Genomic DNA, 18,768 nt, shown 5'->3' with positions numbered 1-18,768 from the left:
ATTGTTTTAATTAAGTACGTGATGATCAATTATATCCTGGTAGGTAAACTGTAAATTCTTTGGTAGTTTATTGGTTTTGGGTAAAACGGCCAAATATCTGTCCTCATTGGTGGTGTAAACCCTTTTTAAGATAGGGTTAAAATTACCTACACGTTCTAAAACTTCTTTTATAAAATCTTCGTGATGCGTTAAGTCATTGCTGCCCAAATGATAAATACCCGTTTTGTTTCTATTGATAAGATAATGAATTTGTTGGGTAACCTTATCGTCATTGGTAACATTTAATATTAAGTTAGGAAATACCTCTACCGGTTCATTGTTTAAAATTGCTTTTTTCATTTCACGGATTCTGGGTGAGCTATTACCAAAAACCATAGGAACCCTCAAAATTACCATTTTCTCCTTTGGGAGCCGTAGTAGCATATTCTCTATTCTAATCTTTAATCTGCCAAAAATACTTTCGCTCAATGTCTTGTCCATCTCATAGGACGGGTATTTACTATAGGCGTCAAAAACATTGGCAGAAGAAATAAAATATATTCTACAGTTTACTTTGGACACATATTCCAATACGTGTTCATGTGCAATGACCTGGGCCGCAAAATTACCGCGCAAAGCAGATATGATAATTTGTGGCCGTAAATCCTCCAGCAGCTCAACAATATCGTCTTCTTCTAGATTATAGTGTATAAATTGTTTGTTGTCCGCATAAGTATTTGCGGCATGGCAATAGGTGGCGTAAGTGTCAAAATAATTGCAAAGCTCTTTGTAAATCGCGTTTCCAATAAATCCACTACCGCCAAGAATCAATATTTTTTTGGTGTCTAATTTCAAAAAATGGATAGTTCAGTTTCTGTTGTTAATTTTTCCAATGCAAGCATACCAAGTTTGGAATTTCCTTTGTCATTTAAACCTGGGGACCAGGTGGCCACACAAAATTTATTGGGATGAAGGGCTACTATGCCTCCGCCAACACCACTTTTACCGGGCAGACCTACCTCAAAGGCAAATTCACCCGCTTCGTCATAAAAACCACATGTAAGCATTAAGGCGTTAATACGTTTTACCTGACCGCTAGTTAAATGTGTGTTTTTTCTTCTGCACTTGCCATTATTAATATATAAAAAGAAGGTATTGGCCAATTGTGCGCAGCTCATTGTAAGGGAGCATTGATGAAAATAAAAATCTAGCACGGTCTCTACGTCGTTTTCCAAATTATTGAACGACTTAAGTAAATTGGCAGCTGCATAATTATGGTAACCTGTCCGTTTTTCTGAAGAAACTACAGTACTGTCATAATCTATGGTATCATCATCCGCAATGTCTCTAACGAACGCTAAAAATTCATCCTTGGGATTTTTTAAGTGAGAAACCAGAACATCTGCAACAACAATGGCACCAGGGTTTATAAAGGGATTTCTGGGAATTCCCTTTTCGAACTCCAACAGGGATAAATGGTTGAAGGGGTCGCCAGATGGTTCCACATCTACTCGTTCCCAGAGTTTTTCTTCAAGTAAGCCAAGGGCCATGGTAAGTGTAAAAACCTTAGAGATACTTTGTATGGAAAACCCTTCATTGGAGTTACCGGCACAAAAATTTTCTTGGTTCATATTTACCAAGTGTATACCAAATTTGTGCATGTCTACTTTTGCCAATTCTGGGATGTAATCTGCTATTTTGCCACGGTCTTCCGTTTTTTGTGCAGTTTGATGTATTGCATTAAGTATACGCTGATAGTCTATCATTTGGCTTTATAAAACGGCAATTTAACTACGGTTGCAGGTATTGCTTTTTTTCGTATCTGGATAAGGATTTTACTTCCAATCTCTGAAAATACAGGAGGAACATATCCTAAGCCTATACCCGTGCCCATAGATGGGGACATTGTTCCGGAAGTTACCCTACCTATAGTTTTTCCATTATTGTCAACAATATCGTACCCATGTCTTGGTATACCCCGTTCATCAAGTTCAAATGCAATTAATTTTCTATCCGGTCCTTGGGCCTTTTCCCTCTTCAATGCGTCCGAGTTTACAAAATCCTTTGTAAATTTTGTTATCCAACCTAGGCCTGCTTCAAAGGGGGAAGTGGTATCATCAATATCATTTCCATATAAGCAATATCCCATTTCTAGACGTAATGTGTCCCTAGCGGCCAAGCCAATCGGTTTTATGCCATATTCGACTCCCGCTTCAAAAACCCTGTCCCAAATTTGTTTAACCTCATCATTCTTGCAATAAATTTCAAATCCGCCAGAACCTGTATAGCCCGTAGCAGAAATAATAACATGGTCTATACCGGCAAAGTCAGCCACCGCAAAATGATAAAATTTAATGGTAGATAGGTCTATGGAGGTCAAGGATTGCATAGCTTCAACAGCTTTTGGTCCTTGAATGGCAAGTAGGGAGTACCCTTCGGATATATTCCGCATTTCGGCATTGAACTCCTCGTTATATTTGGAAATATGTGCCCAGTCTTTATCAATATTGGAAGCATTTACCACTAATAAATATTGGTCTTCCTTAATACGATATACAATAAGGTCATCAACAATTCCGCCTGTTTCATTGGGTAGGCAGCTATATTGTGCACGCCCAATTGTTAGCTTGGAAGCGTCATTGGAAGTAACTTTCTGTATAAGCTTCAACGCATTTGGGCCGGATATTAAAAATTCCCCCATATGGGAAACATCAAACACTCCAACACCATTTCGTACCGTTTCGTGTTCGGCATTAACGCCTTCGTAGGAAATAGGCATATTATATCCTGCAAAAGGAACCATTTTTGCTTCTAATAATTCATGGGTTGTGGTAAGTGCGGTATTTTTCATCTTCTATATTTATCGACCTTACAAATTTATCGAAAATAAATAGAAGCAATTCTGGCAAATTACCTATTTAGGAAAATATAGTTAACGCTAGTTTTGACTTATTTCATTAAAAAGTTCTTTAATTCTTGGTAGGTACCTATTTTGATAGATTTTTTGTTCTTTCCCATTACCCGTAATATTTGGGGTGGAATTTCCAATTTTTCCGATAATGTTTCCTCAACCACATCCAAAAATTTTACAGGATGGGCGGTTTCCAAAAATATACCGTAAACTTTAGGGTGCTCTTCTTGATATTTTTTCAGCCCTAAATATCCTACAGCACCATGTGGGTCGGCTACATATTCATTGATGTTATAGATTTCCTTTAAGGCTTCTTTAGTTTGCTCATCTGTAAACGAGTAGGAGGTGAGGTTCTCTTTTAATTTTTCAAAATTATCTTGAAACAAATGACGTATACGTATGAAGTTACTTGGATCGCCAACATCCATAGCGTTGGATATAGTGGCTGTAGAAGGTTTTGGACTATACTCCATTGTTCTCATGAACTGTGGAACGGTATCATTAACATTGGTAGAAGCAATAAAATGTTTCACCGGCATTCCTAAGCGCTGTGCCACAAAGCCAGCACAAATATTTCCAAAATTTCCCGATGGTACAGAAAATACTATTTCCTTGCCCTTGGATTTAGCTTGCTTAAAAGCGAATAAAAAATAAAAAAGTTGTGGAAGCCATCTGGCAACATTGATTGAATTTGCCGATGTCAACTTCATATGATCCAACAAATCTTTGTCCAAAAATGCATTTTTGACCATTGCTTGGCAATCATCAAAAGTACCATCTACCTCTAACGCAGTAATATTTTGACCTAGGGTGGTTAATTGTCTTTCTTGAATATCACTGACCTTACCGCTAGGGTATAATATAACCACTTTTACGCCTTCTACACCTAAAAAACCATTGGCAACTGCGCCTCCCGTATCTCCTGAAGTGGCGACCAATACGGTAACCTCTTGTTTATGGGAACGAGAAAAATACCCAAGGCATTGGGCCATAAACCTTGCTCCAACATCCTTAAAGGCCATGGTTGGGCCATGAAAAAGCTCCAATGTGCCAATATTGGATGTAATATCTACTACCGGAAAGTCAAAATCCAGAACTTCTTTAAGGATATTCTTTAAAATATCATCAGGAATTTTTTCTTCTACGAATTGCCGTATTGCGGTAAAAGCAATTTCTTCATGGGATAATTGATCAATATCCTCGAAAAAAGAATGGGGTAAAGGATTAATTTTTTCAGGAAAATATAATCCCTTGTCCGGTGCAATACCGTTGACTACGGCATCATCAAATGATACAATTGGCGCTTTGCCGTTTAAACTATAGTATTTCAAGATGATATTTTTTTATTTATGAAAAAGGGTGTTAACTATTTAGGTCTAACACCGTCCTTATTTATTTTTGAAACATGAATCTCGTAGGCTATGCCAATTTTGTCATAGACCAATTTCATGGCATTACCTACCTTAATGGCCGTATCCTCACCTTTACTAAACGCAAAGATTGAGGGTCCCGATCCAGAAATACCAGAACCTAGGGCACCGGCGGACAAAGCAACTTTTTTTACTTCGTCAAAACCAGGAATTAGAATTGAGCGTATAGGTTCAACGATGTGGTCCTCCAAAGACCTGCCAATAAGTGCATAATCTTCTTTAAAAAGACCGGCAACCAAGCCACCAACATTACCCCATTGTTTAATTCCAGTTTCCATGGAGATCGTTGTCTTTAAAATTTTTCTGGAATCTGAGGTCTTTATTTCAATCTGTGGATGAATGATCGTAATATATAAGTCTGATGGTGCCGGAACGGTAATTATATCTAACGGACTATAACTGCGTACCAAAGTAAAACCTCCAAAAATGGCAGGTGCTACATTGTCCGCATGGGCAACATCACTTGCCAGCCGTTCTCCTTCCATTGCAAATTTCACCAAATCAGTATTGCTGAAAGGACTTCCTAAAAGGTGGTTCATGGCCCATACGGCACCGGCTGAACTTGCTGCGCTACTACCTATACCGCTGCCAGGTTTTATTTTTTTGTCAATTTCTATTTCAAAACCACCATCATAGTCCGCAGCCAATAAAAAAGCGTTACCGGCAACCCCTGCAACGTTATTTAGGGTTTCCATTGGTAAATCCTGACCGGTTATTTTAGTGATTTTTATGCCTTTTTTCGCTACCTTTCTAATGGTCATTTCATCTCCAACAGCATCTAATGCAACGCCTAAAACATCAAACCCACAAGAAATATTGGCAACCGTTGCGGGACAAAAAACTTTAATTTCGTTCTCTTTCATGATCAAAACGGTTTATGCGAATTAAAAATTTCCTATTCTAATAATATCCGCAAAAATTCCCGATGCCGTAACATCTGCTCCCGCACCAGCTCCTTTAATAATCATTGGTTGGTTAGGATAGCGTTCTGTATAAAACAATACAATATTATCACTGCCTTCCAAATTATAGAAATCGTGTCCTTTAGGAATCTCTTGAAGACCTACACTGGCAATGCCATTATCATACTGAGCTACATATTTTAATTTGCTATCGGCGTTTTTAGCACTAGTATATAAGTCTTGAAAATGTTGTTCGTGTTTTGTCAATGAAGCAAAGAAGTCTTCGTTATTGGTAGTTTGTAAACTTTCCTCGGGAAGAAAAGAATTATTTTTTATGTCACCAATTTCCAAAACATTGCCACTCTCCCTTGCTAAAATTAATATTTTTCGCATCACATCTACACCGCTTAAATCTATTTTAGGGTCCGGTTCTGTATACCCTTCTTCCTGGGCCTGTTTCACCACATCATGAAAGGTGGTAGCGTCGTTAAAATTGTTGAACACAAAATTTAAACTACCGGATAAAACGGCTTGAATTTTTAAAATTTTATCTCCGGACGCAATGAGATGTTTTAGGGTGTCTATAATAGGCAATCCCGCACCAACATTAGTTTCAAATAAAAATGGTGCGTTGTAGGTTCTTGCGAGGGATTTTAAATGAGCATAATTTTCGTAAGCCGATGAACATGCAATTTTATTACAGGTTACTACGGATATGCTATTCCCTAAATATTCGCTGTATGAGGTGGATACATCTTCACTTGCCGTATTGTCCACAAAAATGCTATTTCTATAATTTAAGGAATTCACCAACTCTAGAAATTGGGTCTTGTCTGCCTTTTGACCACCGGCCAACTTTTCTTGCCAAGTATTTAAATCGATTCCCTTTTCATCAAAAAGCATAGTTCTAGAATTAGACATGCCAATAACCCTGATGTTCAATTTTAAATTTTCCTTCAAAAACTTGCGTTGCGACCTAATCTGCTCTAGAAATTTAGCACCAACGTTACCAACACCCATTACAAATAGGTTAAGCTGTTTAATGTTTTCTTCAAAAAATTCTTCATGTAAGGCATTTAAAGCCTTCTTAACATCTTTTTGGTCAATAATACATGAAATGTTCCTTTCAGAAGCGCCTTGGGCAATTACGCGAATATTTACATTATTCTTACCTAAGGTACTGAACATTTTACCGCTAAGCCCTTGGTGGCTTTTCATGTTGTCACCTACCAAGGCAACAATGGCCAAATCTTTTTCTGGAACAACAGTTTTAATTCGTCCCCTTTCAATTTCATATTCAAATGCTTCGTTGACGATTTGTACGGCTTTTGCCTCATCATCAGCAGAAATACCCACACAAATAGAATGTTCCGATGATGCTTGTGTAATAAGTACAACACTTATGTCCGCTTGGGAAAGAACCTCGAAAAATCGTTTGGAAATACCAGGAATACCTACCATTCCTGGGCCTTCCAAAGAAATTAAGGCTATGTTGGCAATATGGCTTATGCCCCTAACCGTCTTTCCTTTTTCATTCTTTGATTTTGTAATTAATGTTCCACTGGCTTCAGGGTCAAACGTGTTTTTAATGTTAATGGATATGCCTTTGGCCAAAACGGGTTGTATGGTTGGCGGGTATAGGACTTTTGCGCCAAAGTGCGATAGCTCCATGGCTTCTTCATATGAAATGTGTGGTATTGCCTTTGCTTGTTTTACCATTTTAGGATTGGCCGTATACATACCGCTTACATCTGTCCAAATTTCTAAAATATCAGCATCTAGGGCTGCAGCATATATTGCAGCGGTATAATCAGAACCACCCCTTCCTAAAGTTGTTGAATTCCCTTCTTCAGAAGTTGAGATAAACCCGGGACAAACCGTAACCTTTGCATTGCTGGCGTTAAAATATTGAACGCAATTTGCATTGGTCTTGGTGAAATTCACCATGTCTTTACCACTTGATTTCTGGGTAATGATAATTTCCCTGCTATCCTTGAATTCAGCGTTAAATTGCTCGCTTTTAAGATATTCGCTAATGATATAAGAGGAAAGTAATTCTCCAAAACTTACTATTCTGTCAGATAATCTTGGGGTTATTTCCCCAATATAGAAAGCACCTTCCAATAAGGTTTCCAATTCGTTTATTTCACTTTTAACCCTACTTAACACCCTGCTCTGGTCGGTAACGGGTAGCAATTGTTTTGTGGTCGTTAAATGTCTTTCCTCTAATGCGGCAAGTACATTTTTGTAGGATTTGTTTTGTGTTGAAGCTAAGTGTGCAGCTTCTAACAATTGATCGGTTACACCTCCAAATGCAGAAACGACCAAAACAATTTGGTCTTCATATTTAGAAATGATATTCTTTATTTTGATTATATTTTCAGGATTGGCTACGGATGAACCTCCAAATTTTAAAACTTTCATGCTATTGAAATATTGACTTTTTAAAAAGATATGGTGTAATTAAACACAGAAACGGAGATATATAGTTTTTAACCCCTAAGGGTGAACCATGCGGTTGTAGAACCATAGCAATTGGTTACTGAAGTAATGTTAATGGTTATGTCTGTTTTTTCGCAGTCCATAATACTATTGGTTGAAAATCAAAAGTAGTACATTTGATATCTTAATCAAATGATTCCACAATTTTTTACGGAATCGTTACTTTTTAGTTCAAAATAGCATAAAGAATGAAGTTATTTAGTGCAAATCAGATATATAAAGCAGATCAGATAACCACAGAAAAACAAGGTATAGCCGGCGAGCAATTAATGGAGCGTGCATCATTACAATTATTTAATTGGATGCATTTACGAATGCAAGGAGCTCCAGTAAAAATACATTTGTTCTGTGGTATAGGAAATAATGGGGGAGATGGTATTGCCTTGGCTAGACATTTATTGGAGCATGGATACAATATAGACGTATATGTAGTTAATTATAGTGAGAAACGATCAGAGGACTTTCTAATTAATTTGGCCAGGTTAAAAGAGCGTAAATGCTGGCCTAATTTTATGAATTCAGATGATGAATTACCAGAAATAGGCAAAGATGATATTATTGTGGACGGTATTTTTGGAATTGGAATCAACAGAACTCCAGATGATTGGGTCATTAAATTAATTCAGCACCTTAATAATTCTAAAGCTTTTATTTTATCCATTGATATTCCTTCTGGACTGTTCAGTGATCAAAGTCCAATTAATTTTGATGCGATTATACGTGCCAACTACGTTTTAAGCTTTCAAGCGCCTAAATTGACATTTTTCCTACCTGAATCTGGACCATATGTGGAGCAGTGGGAGGCTCTGGATATAGGTTTAGATGAAGAATATTTAAGGACCGCTCCTGCGGCATATGAATTAATTGGTAAAAATGAAATTTTGAACCTGTACAAGCCACGGGAAAAGTATGCCCATAAAGGTACGTATGGGCATGTTCTTATTTTAGGCGGTAGTTATGGTAAAATAGGGTCAGTGTGTTTATCATCTAAGGCGGCACTGCATGCCGGTTGTGGTTTGGTTACTGCATATGTGCCAGCAGTTGGTTATTCCATAATACAGACCGCTCTTCCGGAAATAATGGTGTTAACGGATATGCATCAGGAAATGATAACCGACATAAAGTTAACTTTGGAACCTACGGTAATTGGTATGGGCATGGGTATGGGTACCGATGATAAAACGGTATCTGCATTAGCTGAATTTTTAAAAATTAATGAGAAGCCATTGGTGATAGATGCCGATGCGCTCAATATTTTATCAAAAAATCAAGACTTGCTACAATTTATCCCCAAGGATACTATTTTAACTCCGCATCCAAAGGAGTTGGAACGTTTAATAGGGAAATGGAAAAATGATTTTGACAAGTTGGACAAGGTTAAAAAATTTTCCAAAAAACACCAGTGTGTAGTCGTAATAAAGGGAGCAAATACCATTGTAATTCAAAATGATCAAGGGTACGTAAATACAACCGGAAATCCTGGAATGGCTACTGCGGGAACGGGGGATGTCTTGACAGGTATCATATCCGGCTTACGTGCACAGGGTTATACGGCATTAGAAGCTGCAATATTTGGTGTCTATCTACATGGTAGGTCAGGGGATATTGCAATTGAAAAAACTGGCTATCAATCTATGATAGCGTCAGACCTTATAAATAATTTAGGTAATTCGTATCTTGATTTGTTCCATATACCGGAACAACCCCAAGCCAGTGAGCCGGAGCCGGAAACATAGCAATATGTTTATGAGTTGACCCTTCTCTTAACCCACTTTAAGGCATTTTCATATTCAATGAAAAATTTCATGGGTTTTTTATAGAATAACTTTTCAATTTTAAAGTTGTGCATATCTATTTCTTTTATAGAAACAATAGCAAAGGCTTTAAGATTGTCCAATTGCTTTAAGTAGTTGTAAATGGTAGGGTCAATGGCAAAAGAATTTTTGCGTAAACTTATAAACCCAAAATTTTTATCTCTAAAATGAATTTCTGAAATACCAATTATTTGATATGCTCTTTCTAGGGTAAGGGTTGCCCCTTCGTCAAAGATGGAAACCATATAATTATCAAAAACTTGTATTTTTCCTATTTCCAATTCGTACTCGCGTACTACTACCTTCTTTTTTTTGGTTGATCCAACTTTCATTCGGCTTGTATTAATATAGTGTGTCTAAAGCAAATGTAAATTGAAGTGTAATTTTAGGGCAAATTATTAGTTAAAACACATAAATATCGTACGTACTGCGTTTGGAAGGTATTAATGTATTTTAATTCTTACGGAATAATTATCTGTCAATAAAAAAGGAGTCCAGTGACGGACTCCTTTTTTAAAATGATATATTATTAAAATTAGGTTTTAGAAGATTTCTCTTCCGCCTTTTTTATATCTATGGTCAATTCATCACTTTTTTTATCAAGGTCAATATAAATACTATCACCTTCTTTAAGTTTAGAATTTACGATCTCTTCTGCCAATGCATCCTCTATGTATTTTTGGATGGCTCTTTTCAAAGGTCTTGCTCCATATTGTTTATCAAATCCTTTTTCGGCAATATAGTCCTTGGCGCTGTCTGTAAGGTTTAAATGATAGCCTATATCTTGTATTCTCTTGTACAGTTTAGCCAATTCTATATCAATAATTTGATGAATGTGAGCCCTCTCTAAAGCATTGAAAACGATAACGTCATCAATTCTATTAAGGAACTCTGGGGCAAATGCTTTTTTCAGTGCATTTTCAATAACACCTTTTTGATGGGCATCTTCCTGTGATTTCTTGGCCGATGTTCCAAAACCTACGCCTTGTCCAAAATCCTTTAATTGTCTGGCTCCAATATTGGAAGTCATGATTATAATCGTATTTCTAAAATCAATTTTACGACCAAGACTATCGGTTAAAAATCCATCATCAAGAACTTGTAAGAGCATATTGAACACATCTGGATGTGCTTTTTCTACCTCATCTAATAATATGACGGAATATGGTTTTCTTCTTACTTTCTCCGTTAATTGGCCACCCTCTTCATAACCTACATATCCTGGAGGTGCACCCACTAATCTAGAGATAGCGAATTTTTCCATATACTCACTCATATCAATACGGATAAGAGCGTCTTCAGAATCAAAAAGTTCTTTGGCCAAAACCTTGGCCAATTGCGTTTTACCTACACCTGTCTGTCCTAAAAATATAAAGGACCCTATTGGCTTATTGGGGTCTTTAAGACCGGCCCTGTTTCTTTGTATAGCTTTGGAAACTTTAGCAACCGCATCATCTTGACCAATAACATTAGATTTAATGAGCTGGGGCAATTCCGCTAATTTGTTACTTTCTGTTTGTGCTATTCTGTTAACGGGAATACCGCTCATCATAGAAACCACATCTGCAACGTTATCCTCGCTAACGGTCTCCTTATTCAGCTTGCTTTCATCTTCCCATCTTTCCTGTGCTATGGCAAGTTCTTTTTCCAGACTCTTTTCATCATCCCGTAGTTTTGCAGCCTCCTCATATTTTTGTTTTTTGACAACGCTATTTTTTAGTTCACGCACATCTTCCAACTTCTTTTCCAATTCAAGGATTTGTTTTGGAACATCCATATTTACTATATGTACACGTGATCCGGCTTCATCTAGGGCGTCAATTGCCTTGTCTGGCAGAAAACGGTCTGTCATATACCTATTGGTAAGCTTTACACAGGCAACAATGGCCTCGTCTGTATAGGTCACATTGTGGTGATCTTCATACTTACCTTTTACATTATGTAGTATTTCTATGGTCTCGTCAATAGAAGTGGGTTCCACAATAACTTTTTGGAACCTTCTTTCCAATGCACCGTCCTTTTCAATATACTGCCTGTATTCGTCTAATGTTGTTGCTCCAATACATTGAATTTCACCCCTGGCTAAAGCAGGTTTAAACATGTTGGAGGCATCTAAACTACCAGTAGCTCCACCGGCACCCACAATGGTATGTATTTCATCAATGAACAAAATAACATCGTCATTTTTTTCAAGTTCATTCATGACCGCCTTCATTCTTTCCTCAAACTGGCCGCGGTATTTGGTACCTGCCACTAAAGAAGCCAAATCCAAGGTAACTACCCTTTTGTTATAAAGGATTCTGGAAACTTTTTTGTTGACGATACGCAATGCCAAACCTTCAGCAATGGCACTTTTACCAACACCTGGTTCACCGATCAACAAAGGATTGTTCTTTTTTCTACGACTTAATATTTGCGAAACACGCTCGATCTCTTTTTCACGACCTACCACGGGATCCAATTTGTTTTCTTCGGCCATATGGGTAAGGTCCCTTCCAAAGTTATCCAATACCGGTGTTTTAGACTTTTTGGTACCCTTCTGTCCTGCTGTAGATCCAAAAGTACTTTCTTTACCTTCATTGGATTCCTCAGAATCACTTGGGAAAGATTCTGCCGTAGGGCCATCTACCATATCGTCATCACTGGTAATCATAAACTTAAATTGTTCCTTGACTCCGTCATAATCTACCTTTAGTTTATGTAAAAGCTTTGTTGTAGGATCGTTTTCGTTTCTCAGGATACAAAGTAAGAGGTGTGCAGTGTTTATCGAAGAGCTCTGGAATAACTTGGCTTCTAAAAAAGTAGTTTTTAGGGCACGTTCAGCTTGTCTTGTTAAGTGCAGGTTTTTCTTATCTTTTTGTACACCGCTAGCATTTGGATTGGAGGGACTAAGGATTTCCACTTTTCTTCGTAAGTGGTCCAAATCAACTTCCAATGCATCTAAAATGCTAATGGCCTTCCCGTTTCCATCTCTAAGAAGCCCTAACATAAGGTGCTCGGTACCGATAAAATCGTGACCAAGTCGCAATGCTTCTTCCTTGCTGTAAGCAATTACATCCTTAACTCTTGGGGAAAAATTATCATCCATATACTATATTATCAACTATAAAATTACTAAATCTCCTTCAATCAATGGCAAATACCATACCTATAATCGTTAAAGTTATTGTAAAACCCTTGAAATGTGCGTTTGTAAGGCAAAAATTATGGCTATAAATTAAAAATTAACATTTAAGTCGCAACTGTTAATAAATTATAATATTATTAAAGTTAGTTATTCTTATAACGCTTAGGATTTAAGTATATTGGCATGCTTTTTTACTAATTAAAAAACAGAAGATTTTAAATGGCAGACGGTGAAAAATTAATACCTATTAATATTGAGGATGAAATGAAATCTGCCTACATTGATTATTCAATGTCGGTCATTGTGTCACGGGCCCTTCCAGATGTAAGGGACGGGTTAAAGCCTGTGCACAGAAGGGTTTTGTTTGGAATGCATGAATTAGGGGTTAGAAGTAATAGCTCCCATAAGAAATCTGCTCGTATCGTCGGGGAGGTTTTAGGTAAGTATCATCCACACGGAGATACCTCGGTTTACGATGCTATGGTGCGTATGGCCCAAGAATGGAGTCTACGTTACATGCTGGTAGACGGGCAAGGTAACTTTGGGTCAATAGATGGTGATAGTCCTGCAGCAATGCGTTATACGGAAGCACGTATGCGTAAGATTGCCGATGACATGCTTATTGATATTGAGAAGGAAACGGTAGACTATCAATTAAACTTTGACGATTCCTTGAAAGAGCCTACCGTATTGCCTACAAGGGTTCCCAGTTTACTGGTGAACGGGGCGTCCGGTATTGCGGTTGGTATGGCTACCAATATGCCTCCACATAACTTGTCTGAAGTTGTAGATGGTACGGTTGCTTATATAGAAAATAATGATATTGAAATAGATGAATTGATTACCTACATCAAAGCACCGGATTTCCCTACAGGTGGTATTATCTATGGGTATGATGGGGTAAAGGAAGCTTTTCATACAGGTAGGGGGCGTGTAATGATGCGTGCCAAGGCCACCTTTGAAGAAGTACAGGGTAGAGAGTGCATTGTAGTAAGTGAAATTCCCTATCAAGTCAATAAGGCAGATATGATCAAGAAAACTGCCGAACTTGTCAATGACAAGAAAATTGAGGGGATATCCAATATACGAGATGAATCTGACCGTAACGGTATGCGTATTGTGTATATCTTGAAAAGAGATGCTATACCTAATATCGTTTTAAATATGCTGTATAAGTACACGGCATTACAAACGTCTTTTAGTGTCAATAATATAGCCTTGGTCAACGGTAGGCCAGAGTTATTGAACATTAAGGATATGATTCATTACTTCGTTGAACACCGTCATGAGGTGGTGGTTAGGCGAACCCAGTTTGAATTGAAAAAAGCCGAAGATCGTGCCCATATCCTAGAAGGTTTGATCATTGCATCGGATAATATTGATGAGGTTATTGCAATTATTAGGGCTTCAAGTAATGCAGATGAGGCTAGAGCCAATTTAATTGAGCGCTTTAAGCTTAGTGAAATTCAGGCAAAGGCAATTGTAGAAATGCGATTACGCCAACTAACGGGTCTAGAGCAAGATAAGTTAAGGTCTGAATATGAGGAGATAATGCTCTTGATTGCAGATTTAAAGGATATTCTTGAGAAGAAGGAACGCAGAATGCAAATCATCAAAGATGAATTGTTGGAAATCAAGGATAAGTATGGAGATGAAAGACGTTCTGAAATTAATTTGGCAGGCGGTGACCTAAGTATGGAAGATATGATTCCGGATGAGCAAGTGGTAATTACCATTTCTCATGCAGGTTATATCAAAAGAACCCCTTTAACGGAATATAAAACACAGAATAGGGGCGGGGTAGGTCAAAAAGCATCGTCTACTAGAAATGAAGATTTCTTAGAGCATTTATTTGTAGGGACCAATCATCAATATATGCTCTTCTTTACCCAAAAAGGAAAATGTTTCTGGATGCGGGTATTTGAGATTCCTGAAGGTAGTAGAACATCTAAGGGAAGAGCTATTCAGAATTTAATAAATATTGAGCAGGATGATAGTGTCAAGGCATTTATCTGTACACAAGATTTAAAGGATGAAGAATATATAAACGGACATTATGTCATAATGGCCACAAAAAAAGGTGTGGTCAAAAAGACCTCTTTGGAACAATATTCTAGACCTAGGCAAAATGGTATTAATGCAATTACCGTGCGTGATGGCGATGAGTTGTTAGAGGCGAAATTGACAACAGGATCAAGTCAGATATTCTTGGGCTTAAAATCAGGAAAGGCAATTCGTTTTGAAGAAAGCAAAACAAGGCCAATGGGTAGAAATGCCTCTGGTGTACGAGGTATAACCTTGGCCCATGATGAAGATGAGGTAATAGGTATGGTATCCGTGCATAATTTTGAAGACGAAATTCTTGTGGTTTCAGAAAAAGGGTATGGAAAACGTTCCAGTATTGAAGATTACAGAATTACCAATAGAGGCGGTAAAGGTGTCAAGACCATAAGTGTTACTGAGAAAACCGGTGGACTTGTAGCTATTAAGAATGTAACGGATTCCGATGATTTAATGATTATCAACAAATCTGGTATTGCTATTCGTATGAGTGTAGAAGACCTAAGGGTTATGGGTAGAGCAACCCAAGGTGTTAGGTTAATTAATATCAAAGGTAATGACTCCATAGCCGCTGTTGCTAAGGTTATGAAGGATGAAGATGACTTGGAGGAATCTGAAATACTTGATATTGAGGTAAATACGGATAATGGCACGGAGATTGATAATGATTCACCGGATGATTCTGAAGAATAAACATCAAAATTTTAAACACTAATAATTAATATATTAAAAATGAAGAATAGGATTTTACTTGTTGCGGCTTTGGCCTTTACTGCGGTCGGATTTGCACAAAAGAATGAAATAAAAACTGCGGAAAAGGCTTTGAAAGGAGGAGATGCACAGGCAGCTCAGACTGCTATTGAGGCGGCTTCCGGTACCATAGCATCGGCAGATGAGAAATTGCAAGCTCAGTATTACTTTACAAAAGGTAAGATTTATAGTGATTTGGCCAAAAAAGGAGATAATGATGCTTTTAAGAAATCTGCAGATGCCTTTAAAAAGGTGTTAGAGGTAGAAGAAGCTTCTGGGAAGAAAAAATATACTGGTGAAACAGAGCAGTATATGGCAGCGCTAACAGCAGATTTAGTAAATTCTGCAGTAAGTGATAACGGTAATAAAAATTTCAAGGAAGCTGCAGAAAAATTGTATATGAGTTATACCCTTAGTCCTAAGGATACATCATATCTTTATTATGCCGCGGGTAGTGCGGTAAATGGAGGTCATTATGAAATGGCTTTAGATTACTATAACAAACTACAAGAGATCGGTTATGATGGTGGTGGTGTTGTTTACAAAGCTACCAATACGGCATCTGGTGAAGTAGAGGAGATGGATAAGGTACAACGTGATCTTATGGTTAAATCTGGAACATATACGGATCCAATAGATGAGAAAACACCTTCTAAAAAAGCGGAAATCGTTAAAAATACTGCCTTAATATACACGCAATTAGGTCAGGATGAAAAAGCTTTGGAAGCTTATAAAGCTGCTAGAAAAAACGATCCTGAAGATGTGAATTTAATTTTGAACGAAGCTAATCTTTACTTTAATCAAGGAGATAAGGAAAAGTTCAAGGAATTAATGGCGCAGGCAATATCCTTGGCACCGGACAATGCAGATTTACACTATAATGTTGGGGTTATCAGTATGGAGCAAGAAAATTATGACGATGCCAGAAAATCATATAAGAAAGCAATTGAGATTGATCCAAATTATACCAATGCATACCTAAACTTATCTACCACTTATGTAAATGAAGGTAATGGTATGATAGATGAAATGAATTCATTGGGAAATTCAAGAGCCGATATTGCTAAATATGATGAGTTAAAGGTTAAAAAAGATAGTTTGTTTAAGCAAGGTGCAGATGTATTGGAAGAAGCACTTAAAACAAATCCTGAAAATGAAAACATTATGATCCAATTGAAAAATATTTATGGAGCAATGGGAGATAATGAAAACTTCATGAAAATGAAAAAGATGTTAGGGGAATAATTCTTAACCATCTATAAAAATTAAAGGCCCTAAAAAGGGCCTTTTTTTATATCACTTTTTTAATGACCCGCAGTTGATGGGTATACGTTCGTAAATCGTTATTGAAAATGCCGGTGTGGTCCAAGCGATCAATACGCACCTTTCCGTGGACATGAATAATATAATTATTTTCCATGATGATACCTACATGATCAATTGCCCCGTTGGTGTTGTCAAAAAAGGCTAAATCTCCCGCCTCGCTCTCTTCCACAAAACTTAGGGCATCTCCTTGTGTAGATTGATTTTCAGCTGTTCTTAACAATTTATATCCGTTAATTTTATAGATTATTTGGGTAAATCCGGCAGCATCAATCCCAAATGGTGTTCTTCCTCCTTTTAATTCTGGGGAATTAAGGTATAATAGAGCAGTTCTAACAATAGTTTCCTTAGATTGTTTATCAGTTGTAGTAGCGCCATTGAAAGTTAAAGGCAATGAAGGAGTATTGGGTATACTGGATCCAATTAAGATTGGGGTAAGGATATGATGCTCATCTTCTACATAAGTAATTAATTCTGATGCTAACTTTACCTCCTTATTATCTTTTAAGGCATTGAACTCATCCTCTGGTATAAATACCAATTGATTGTTCATAATCCATCCTTCGCATTTATCAAATAACGTCTTTATTCTTGACCAATTTTTTCTGGATTCCAATACTTTAAAATGCTCTCCGAACAAAAGTTGTGTAACCATTTCGGCTACCCCGTCCGGAGTACTGTGTACAGGAATAATGCTTAAGTGACAAATACCGTATTGCATGCAGCTAATTTATGGTCTTTCAATTACCATTGCCGATGCTCCACCGCCACCATTACAAATTGCGGCAGCACCCAATTTTGCATTATTCTGCTCCAATACATTGATTAGCGTTACCAATATTCTAGCGCCTGAGCATCCTAAAGGGTGACCAAGAGATACGGCGCCACCATTTACATTTACATTGGTGTCTTGCAGTCCCAATAATTTCATATTTGCCAAGCCTACGACAGAAAATGCTTCGTTAAATTCAAAAAAGTCAATTTCCTCTATGGTCACATTTGCTTTGTTCAGAGCTTTAGGAAGTGCTTTTGCGGGAGCGGTCGTGAACCATTCCGGTTCATGGGCGGCATCGGCATATCCTTTTATTACGGCCAGAGGTTCTAGATTAAGCTCCATTGCGCGTTCCTTGCTCATGAGTACCAATGCAGCGGCACCATCGTTAATCGTAGACGCATTTGCGGCGGTTACCGTACCATCTTTGGAAAAAGCTGGTCTAAGATTAGGGATTTTATCAATGAACACATTGCTAAATTCCTCATCTTTTTCAACTAGCTTTGGTTCACCACGCCGTTGAGGAACTGCTACGGGTACTACTTCATTTTTAAACTTACCATCTTCCCAGGCACTGGCTGAGCGTTTGTAAGATTGTATGGCGTAAGCATCTTGATCTTCTCTGGAAAACTCATGCTTTACGGCGCAGGCATCTGCACAAACACCCATGGCATTTTCATCATAGGCATCTACCAAACCATCTTTTTGCATTCCGTCAATTAAGGTAGAAGGGCCAAATTTTGTTCCTTTTCTCATGTGCACATAATGTGGTATGGCACTCATGTTTTCCATACCTCCCGCCACAACAATATCCGCATCTCCCAATGCTATGGCTTGGGCCCCTTGCATAACCGCTTTCATACCAGAAGCACAAACTTTATTTATGGTGGTGCATGGTACGGTATTGGGTATTCCGGCATAAATGGCAGCCTGTCTGGCCGGTGCTTGGCCTGTACCGGCTTGCACAACATTGCCCATTATGACCTCGTTCACAAGATTTGCATCTAAATTTATTCTCTTTAGAGCACCTTCAATAGCAATAGCGCCTAATTTAGGAGCGGCTATACTGGATAATGCGCCCATAAAACTACCAATTGGTGTTCTAACTGCCGAAACTATAACAACCTCTTTCATTCGTATATTTTTGTTGATACCACGAAATTACTAAATTCTATAGCAATCCATGGGTTATCGTTT

General features: G+C 37.8%; 13 protein-coding genes. 3 read left to right on the top strand and 10 right to left on the bottom strand.

From position 1 onward, the window contains the following. Positions 1-6: 6 nt before the first annotated feature. From ABVM52_RS01810 to thrA, 6 genes are all read right to left on the bottom strand, one after another. The gene (locus ABVM52_RS01810; protein WP_405383135.1) at positions 7-834 is read right to left on the bottom strand and encodes a sugar nucleotide-binding protein; all 828 of its coding nucleotides are present in this window, start codon (positions 832-834) and stop codon (positions 7-9) included. Further along, the gene (locus ABVM52_RS01805; protein WP_405383133.1) at positions 831-1,745 is read right to left on the bottom strand and encodes a glutaminase; all 915 of its coding nucleotides are present in this window, start codon (positions 1,743-1,745) and stop codon (positions 831-833) included. The genes ABVM52_RS01810 and ABVM52_RS01805 overlap by 4 nt, the downstream gene beginning before the upstream one ends. Then, on the bottom strand, positions 1,742-2,830 hold the full coding sequence (gene gcvT / locus ABVM52_RS01800; RefSeq protein WP_405383131.1) for a glycine cleavage system aminomethyltransferase GcvT: 1,089 nt from the start codon (positions 2,828-2,830) through the stop codon (positions 1,742-1,744). The genes ABVM52_RS01805 and gcvT overlap by 4 nt, the downstream gene beginning before the upstream one ends. A gap of 98 nt (positions 2,831-2,928) precedes the next feature. After that, positions 2,929-4,221, bottom strand: a complete 1,293-nt coding sequence (gene thrC / locus ABVM52_RS01795) for a threonine synthase (protein WP_405383129.1) — start codon at positions 4,219-4,221, stop codon at positions 2,929-2,931. A 35-nt stretch (positions 4,222-4,256) separates the two neighbouring features. Then, positions 4,257-5,183, bottom strand: a complete 927-nt coding sequence (locus ABVM52_RS01790; protein WP_405383127.1) for a homoserine kinase — start codon at positions 5,181-5,183, stop codon at positions 4,257-4,259. Between the two features lie 21 nt (positions 5,184-5,204). After that, positions 5,205-7,646 carry a bifunctional aspartate kinase/homoserine dehydrogenase I gene (gene thrA, locus ABVM52_RS01785; RefSeq protein WP_405383125.1) on the bottom strand — a complete coding sequence of 814 codons (2,442 nt, stop codon included), beginning with the start codon at positions 7,644-7,646 and terminating at the stop codon, positions 5,205-5,207. A 266-nt stretch (positions 7,647-7,912) separates the two neighbouring features. Here thrA and ABVM52_RS01780 point away from each other — a divergent pair, with 266 nt between their 5' ends. After that, positions 7,913-9,460: an NAD(P)H-hydrate dehydratase gene (locus tag ABVM52_RS01780; RefSeq protein WP_405383123.1), complete on the top strand. Its 1,548-nt coding sequence runs from the start codon at positions 7,913-7,915 to the stop codon at positions 9,458-9,460. Between the two features lie 8 nt (positions 9,461-9,468). On the opposite strand, the gene ABVM52_RS01775 is transcribed toward ABVM52_RS01780, so the two are convergent. Together ABVM52_RS01775 and ABVM52_RS01770 are read right to left on the bottom strand one after the other, a co-directional pair. Then, positions 9,469-9,870 carry an STAS/SEC14 domain-containing protein gene (locus ABVM52_RS01775; RefSeq protein ID WP_405383122.1) on the bottom strand — a complete coding sequence of 134 codons (402 nt, stop codon included), beginning with the start codon at positions 9,868-9,870 and terminating at the stop codon, positions 9,469-9,471. A 203-nt stretch (positions 9,871-10,073) separates the two neighbouring features. After that, positions 10,074-12,626, bottom strand: coding sequence for an ATP-dependent Clp protease ATP-binding subunit (locus ABVM52_RS01770; protein ID WP_405383120.1), 2,553 nt, complete (start codon positions 12,624-12,626; stop codon positions 10,074-10,076). 258 nt (positions 12,627-12,884) lie between these two features. Here ABVM52_RS01770 and gyrA point away from each other — a divergent pair, with 258 nt between their 5' ends. Both gyrA and ABVM52_RS01760 read left to right on the top strand, forming a co-directional pair. Then, positions 12,885-15,419, top strand: coding sequence for a DNA gyrase subunit A (gene gyrA, locus ABVM52_RS01765; protein WP_405383118.1), 2,535 nt, complete (start codon positions 12,885-12,887; stop codon positions 15,417-15,419). A gap of 39 nt (positions 15,420-15,458) precedes the next feature. Beyond that, on the top strand, positions 15,459-16,721 hold the full coding sequence (locus ABVM52_RS01760; RefSeq protein ID WP_405383116.1) for a tetratricopeptide repeat protein: 1,263 nt from the start codon (positions 15,459-15,461) through the stop codon (positions 16,719-16,721). A 46-nt stretch (positions 16,722-16,767) separates the two neighbouring features. Here ABVM52_RS01760 and ABVM52_RS01755 read toward each other — a convergent pair whose 3' ends face one another. Both ABVM52_RS01755 and ABVM52_RS01750 read right to left on the bottom strand, forming a co-directional pair. Then, positions 16,768-17,520: an NlpC/P60 family protein gene (locus tag ABVM52_RS01755; RefSeq protein WP_405383114.1), complete on the bottom strand. Its 753-nt coding sequence runs from the start codon at positions 17,518-17,520 to the stop codon at positions 16,768-16,770. Positions 17,521-17,529: 9 nt separating this feature from the next. Further along, positions 17,530-18,705 carry an acetyl-CoA C-acyltransferase gene (locus ABVM52_RS01750; protein WP_405383112.1) on the bottom strand — a complete coding sequence of 392 codons (1,176 nt, stop codon included), beginning with the start codon at positions 18,703-18,705 and terminating at the stop codon, positions 17,530-17,532. Positions 18,706-18,768 lie beyond the last annotated feature (63 nt).

Source organism: Maribacter sp. LLG6340-A2, from assembly GCF_045057105.1.
GTDB lineage: Bacteria > Bacteroidota > Bacteroidia > Flavobacteriales > Flavobacteriaceae > Maribacter.
Note: the sequence above shows the minus strand (reverse complement) of the source record. Positions and strands in the feature narration are given on the sequence as shown.